We start from the raw sequence: 1,315 nt of genomic DNA on the forward strand, positions 1-1,315 counted from the left end.
CAGGATGCCCTTGTCACGCAGTGCGGCGAGCTTCTCGCCCAGGTCCACCAGCTCGGCATTCGACCACGCCACCGGCAGCGACAGCGAGACCACCGGGATCTCGGCGTTGGGGAACATCAGGCTGAGCGGCACCCAGGCGCCGTGGTCCAGGCCGCGCTCTACGGGCACGGCGTTGAGCTCGCGGGCCAGGCGCAGGGCGAGTTCAGGGTTGCCCGGTGCCGGATACTGGCACTCGAAGAGCTCGCGGGGAAAGCTGCCGAAGTCGTGGATGGTCTCGGGCTTGTCGCTGATGCTGACCAGCAGCTGCCGGCTCTCCCAGTGGGCCGAGACCACCAGGATGGCGGTGGGTGTCAGCTCGCCGCCCAGCTGGCGCAGGAAGTCGTGGGCCGGCCCCGGCGTCAGGGCCAGCATCGGGGAGCCGTGGGAGATGAACAGGCTGGGACACATAGCAGGGTTCCCTATCGAAGAAGGGTTCAGTATGGCATTTCGTCGGTTCTTCACCATGGCGCCAGAACTCTCGGTGTAGGCAGGATAAGCGAGCCGGCGAGCGCATCCGGCGAGGAGTTGCCAGTGGGTTCATGGTGGATGCGCTGTCGCTTTCAATAGCCCGTCATCTCCAGATAGCCGATGCCTCGTGGTTCGCCGCTCTGGCGATCGTGTACCTCCACCTCGCCTTCCCAGTAGGCCACCGAGGTGTCCATCCAGCGGTCGGCATGGGGCGCCTCGATCTCCAGGTCGATGTCCTGCGACGGCACTTCGAGGCGCCAGCGGGTGGGCATGTCTCGTTCGGCGACTCGACTCGTTGCCAGGGGGGTGAGGATGAGGTCATCCGGGGCTAGGGCGGTAGTCTGGCCATCCGGGTTGATCCAGGTGCCAGATAGATAGTCGCTGCCTTCCTCACCGCCTCCGCGAAGTCGGAAGGCCATGAGCTTGTGACCGCTTGCCAGGTGCAGAGATAACCAGTCCCAGCCCGCCTGTTCAGGTCCGAGAAGCCGACTGCTCCACTCGCGATCGAGCCAGGCGCGGCCCTTCACCTGGCGAGTTTCGCCGTCCAGGGTGACCTCCCCCTCGACGCGGTAGAATGGCTGGCTATAGTAAATGGAACCCTGGCCGTCGGCGCTCTTCTGGCTGAAGCCGTTCTCACCGTGGAAGACCAGTGGCCCCTCGGCGGTAAGGTTCAGTCGGTAGCCGAAGGGTGCGCCGTCATGCTCGTCTCGGGCCACCAGTTCAAGTCGTGACAGGGCATCCCGGTCCGTGTCGGTGACCCGGCTCTCGAGTCGCCAGTCGTCGAGCCAGGCCCGGAAGGGGTCGGTCG

The 1,315-nt window shown here is 65.6% G+C and carries 2 protein-coding genes; both read right to left on the bottom strand.

Going from position 1 to position 1,315, the window contains the following annotated elements:
- The coding region (locus ACESMD_RS12505; protein WP_372613648.1) for a dioxygenase at window positions 1-447 on the bottom strand (447 nt) is incomplete at its 3' end.
- A 152-nt stretch (window positions 448-599) separates the two neighbouring features.
- Window positions 600-1,315 (bottom strand): lipocalin family protein (locus ACESMD_RS12510; protein ID WP_372613650.1); only part of this gene is annotated, 716 nt, incomplete at its 5' end.

It is taken from the genome of Halomonas sp. (assembly GCF_041689495.1).
Lineage (GTDB): Bacteria > Pseudomonadota > Gammaproteobacteria > Pseudomonadales > Halomonadaceae > Halomonas.